5 protein-coding genes and 1 pseudogene are annotated in these 4,607 nt (G+C 68.1%); all 6 read right to left on the bottom strand.

The features are described 5' to 3' along the window. Positions 1-100 (bottom strand): hypothetical protein (locus tag JCM19049_RS23310; RefSeq protein ID WP_374700261.1); only part of this gene is annotated, 100 nt, incomplete at its 3' end. A 25-nt stretch (positions 101-125) separates the two neighbouring features. Next, positions 126-809 carry a hypothetical protein gene (locus tag JCM19049_RS08345; RefSeq protein ID WP_054821363.1) on the bottom strand — a complete coding sequence of 228 codons (684 nt, stop codon included), beginning with the start codon at positions 807-809 and terminating at the stop codon, positions 126-128. Between the two features lie 55 nt (positions 810-864). Further along, entirely contained in the window at positions 865-1,698 is an 834-nt protein-coding gene (locus tag JCM19049_RS08340) for an ABC transporter permease (RefSeq protein WP_054821362.1), read from the bottom strand. After that, positions 1,695-2,628 (bottom strand): annotated as a pseudogene (locus JCM19049_RS08335) (ATP-binding cassette domain-containing protein). Before JCM19049_RS08335 ends, JCM19049_RS08340 begins: the two are co-directional and overlap by 4 nt. A 104-nt stretch (positions 2,629-2,732) precedes the next feature. Then, on the bottom strand, positions 2,733-3,743 hold the full coding sequence (locus JCM19049_RS08330; protein ID WP_054821361.1) for a YdcF family protein: 1,011 nt from the start codon (positions 3,741-3,743) through the stop codon (positions 2,733-2,735). A 55-nt stretch (positions 3,744-3,798) separates the two neighbouring features. Beyond that, positions 3,799-4,266: a hypothetical protein gene (locus JCM19049_RS08325; protein ID WP_054821360.1), complete on the bottom strand. Its 468-nt coding sequence runs from the start codon at positions 4,264-4,266 to the stop codon at positions 3,799-3,801. Positions 4,267-4,607 lie beyond the last annotated feature (341 nt).

The following is a 4,607-nucleotide window of genomic DNA, read 5'->3' as shown; positions in this document are numbered from 1 at the left end:
GGGCGGGCCGCCCTGTGCCGGAGAGTTCGCTGAGCACCGATTCGGCGCGGGCCGCGTCCTTGCGCCCCACCACCCGGGCTCCGTCGGACAGGGCGATCATCACCGACAGCGAGTGGGCGACGACATCATGCATCTCCCGGGCGATGCGGTTTGCGTTCCTGCACCTGGGCCAGGCGGGAGACCTGGGAGGCCCAGTGGTTCAGCTCGGCCTCGTGGATCCTCGAGTTGCGCACGTTCAGCCCGATGATGGCGGCGGTGAGGTACACGGTGGCCAGCAGCCCGCCGGCCACCCCCAGGAACAGTGCCTGTCCGCCGTAGTCGTCCACGGTGGTGCCGTCCTCGAAGACCAGTCCGCTGGTGCCGGGGTAGCCAATGACCAGCAGCAACAGCAGCTGGAAAGCGGCGGCCAGCACCGCCAGCGGGATGGAGCGCTTGCCCGAATAGTTCGTTCCCACGCTGTACAGGGCGATGATCATTCCCGCCCCGGAGTAGCTGGCGTCGTTGCCGGCCAGTACCATTCCGGCGCAGTCCAGCACGAATACGATCACCAGCACGCTCATCGGCGCCCGATTGCGCCACAGCAGGGCCACGCCGACCGCGAGCATCAGCAGCAGCACCCCGACCGGGTTGAAGTCGCTGATGTAGGCGGCCGGTACGAAGGAGAGCAGGCTCAGGAACAGGTACACCGCCGAGGTGCCCACGGCGACGAACACCGGGTGCTGGCGCAGGTAGCGGCGGATCCAGCCCACCCGCTTGGCGGTGATCGCGTCGAAGGAGACCACCGGGTCGGCGGTATCGGACTGGCTCATGATCCCAATATAGTCCCTGGTCAGTGCGTCCGCTCCGGGTGCGGCGGGCGGTCACCTAGATGTCCCGGGCCTTGAGCAGGATCCCGGCCAGCACCAGCGGGATCAGCATCCAGCCGCCCACCACCAGCAGCTGCTGCCAGGTTTCCCAGTCCGAGGGGTAGCTCAACGGCAGGGCCAGGGACATGCCGGCCTGGTCGGGCAGGAACGGGGCGACCTTCTGGAACCAGTCCACCAGCGAGGCGATGATGCTGGTGGCGATCGGCACCACGAAGAACAGGGCCACCAGCACCGTGATGCCCCCGGCCGAGTTGCGCAGCATGGTGCCCAGCGCCAAACCGATCATCGTCACCATCACCAGGTACAGGGTGCCGAACCACATGGCGCGCTGGAACGGTTCGGAGGTGAAGTTCAGCGGCATCGAATACATCTGGGCCAGCGGCTTGCACACCAGGTAGGACAGGGCGAAGGAGGCCAGGCCCACCACGACGGTCACCCCGGTCATCAGCAGCGCCTTGGCCGTGAGCACCCGCAGGCGCTGCGGGCTGGCCAGGAAGGTGCTCACCGCGGAACCGGTGGTGAACTCCCCGCTCATCAACAGCACGGCCAACGCGCCGATGATCAGCTGGGCGAAGGAGAGCCCGGAACCGATCATTTCGGCCACGAACCCCTCCGAGGCCATGTCCGGCATGCCCGGGGTGCCGGCGGCCGGGGTGCCGGCGACCATCCCCACGCTCCACAGCACCAGGGCCGCGAAGCCGACCATCACCAGGATGGAGACGGCCACCAGGATCCGGGTGGAGGTCAGGGCGAAGAACTTGATCGCCTCCCCGCGCAACACGCCCCAGAGGCTGACGTTGCCGCCCAGAACGGGCACTGCGTGCTTGCTCATCGGTGGTCCCTTCGTGCTGCCAGTTCCTGCTCGGACTGGGTCTGGTATTCGATTGCGTCGCGGGTCAGCTCCATGTAGGCGTCCTCCAGGGTGCGCTGCAGCGGACGCAGTTCGTTAAGCACCACCCCGGTTTCCAGGGCGCGGCGCCCAATGTCCTGGGAGCTGGCCCGTAGACCTTCAGCGTGGTGGCGTCCTCGCGCACCAGCTGGACCCCCTCAGCCGCCAGCGCGTTCATCAGCGCCTCCAGCTGCTCGGACTTCACCAGGGTCTGGCGCACCCCGGCCTCCAGGAACTGGCTGATCGGGGCGTCGGCCATGATCCGTCCGCGCCCAATCACGATCAGGTGGTCGGCGGTCTGCGCCATCTCGCTCATCAGGTGGGAGGAGATGAACACGGTCTTGCCCTCGGAGGCCTGGTGGCGGGCCAGGGTGCGCACCCAGGCCACCCCTTCCGGATCCAGGCCGTTGACCGGCTCATCCAGGATCAGCACCCGCGGGTCCCCCAGCAGGGCGGTGGCGATCCCCAGCCGCTGGCCCATGCCCAGGGAGAAGCCGCCGACCTTCTTGCGCGCCACCTGGCGCAACCCGGTCAGCTCCAGCACCTCATCCACCCGGGAAAAGCTGATCCCGTGGGTGGCGGCCATGGCGCGCAGGTGGGAGCGCGGGGTCAGTGACTTGTGCACGCTCTTGGCCTCCAGCAGCGTGCCCACCTCGGTCAGCGGGTGGCGGGATTCGCCCAGGCGGCGGCCGTTGACCGTCACCTGCCGGCACTGGGGCGGGCCAGTCCCACCCGCCATGCGCATGGTGGTGGACTTGCCGGCGCCGTTGGGCCGAGGAACCCGGTGACCATCCCGGGCTGGACCGTGAAGGAGACGTTGTCCACCGCGGTCTTCGCGCCATATCTCTTGGTTAGCTGCTGGGCCTGAATCATGCTTCCAGCCTAGGCTCTGCCCGTCGGGCGGTCACCGCCCGCAATGTTGATTTTGCTGATCCCCCATAAGGATGAGTTCACCCCGCCCCGGGCGGGGACCGGGCCTAGCTCAGCGACTGGTTCAGCGAAAAGACCAGCCCGAAGATCAGCACCGCGGCAAAGGGCAGGGCCAGCACCACGAAGGTCTTCCACTGGTCGCGGGCGATGGCGATGAATTCGCGCAAAAATGCGCTGGGCCGGTAGTAGGCGGCGGTCTTGCCGCCGAAGGAGGCAGCGTCGTAGCCCAGCTGACGGGAGGCCAGGGCGGCGCGCAGGCTGTGGTAGTCGCTGGTGACGATCCACAGGCACTCTTCCCGGCCCTGCTCCCGGAGCAGCTGGTGGGAGTACTTCAGGTTCTCCACCGTGTCCCGGGCCCGGTCCTCCACCAGGATCCGCTGCCGGTCAATCCCCTGCTCCTGCAGGTAGCGGGCCATGCTCACGCCCTCCGGCTCCGCTTCGTCACTCCCCTTGCCGCCGCTGGGCACAATCCAGGAGCTTTCCGGCGGCAAGCGGCGGAAGATCTCAATCCCCTTGTCCAGCCGTCCGCGCAGCAGCGCCGGCACCTTGCCGTCGATTGTTCGCGAGCCGAGCACCACAATCCCCGAGGGGTCCTTGTAGACCGGGAACTTGGCGTACACCCAGGCGTAGAGCAGCACCATGGCGAACATCATGGCGGTGAACACCGAACCCATGAACAGCACGAACGCGCTGACCAGCCCCAGCCAGTGGTGGGAGAGCACCAGCAGCACCGCCAGCGCCGGAAGCCCCAGCACCAGCAGCCCGGCGATCAGCGAGAGCAGGTTGCCCAGCCGGGCCCCCTCCCGGCGCCACATCAGCACCCCGTTGTAGATCAGCACCCCGGCGAAGATCAGGACCATCAGCGGCAGCGAGAACAGCAGCAGCGCCAGCACGAATCCGGCCCCGGGCACCGTGCTGGACAGCGCCTCGGTGATGCTGCTCAGCGTCAGCAGCACCGCTGGCAGCAGGACGGCGGCGTTGATCAGGCGGCGCGGTTCCGAGCGGTACATCCAGATGAAGACGATCCACAAGGTGGCAAGGGTGATCAGTGTGGCCATGCCTCGATCCTATTTCATCACCGGTTTCCGCGGCCGGACATGGCGCTGCCGGGGCTCAGCGTATCCCGAACTCATGGGAGAGCATGGTCTTGGCCCCCAGGTAACCGCCCATGCCGTGCACCGACGGGCCCGGCGGGGTGGCCGAGGAGACCAGGTACAGTCCCTTGGACTGCAACCACCACGGATTGGTGCTGCCCCGGGGGCGCCGGACACTGCCCAGCACATCCATGGTGCCCCCGGACAGGTCGCCGCCCACCAGGGCAGGGTTTTGCCGCTGCAGTCCGCGCGCGGTGCGTACATGCTGTTCGAGCACCACGTCCCGGAAGCCGGGGGCGGCAGCCTCAAGCTGGGCTGTGATGCGCGGTGCCATGTTGGCATCGGAGCCCAGCGGGACATGGCAGTAGGCCCACAGCACCTGCTGCCCGCCCGGGGCCCGAGTGGGGTCAAACTGTGAGGGCTGGGAGACCAGCACGAACGGATGATCGGCGGGACGACGGCGACTTTCCCGTTCGGTGCGCAGCACCTGCCGGGCGGTACCGGCCAGGTGGATGGTGCCGGCCTGAGCCAGCAGCGGATCCCTCCAGGCACCGGTTCACGCAGCACATAGTGCACCACGCAACTGCCTGGGGAACGCCGGGGATTCGCCAGCCGCTGTGCCAGGGCATTCGGAATCCGACCTCGCCCGAGCCGGGCGGCGGTTTCCGGGGAGGTGTCCAGCAAGATGGTCTGCGCGTCCAGTTCCCCGAGTTCTTCGATGCGGCGCCCGGTCTCAATCCGCCCTCCGTGGGCCCTCAGCTCGGTGGCCAGCGCCTGGCTGATCGCCTGGGAGCCACCCCGGGGTATCGGCCACCCGCCCGCGTGGGC

This window comes from Arthrobacter sp. JCM 19049 (genome assembly GCF_001310435.1).
This window is presented reverse-complemented; position numbering and strand designations above follow the sequence as displayed.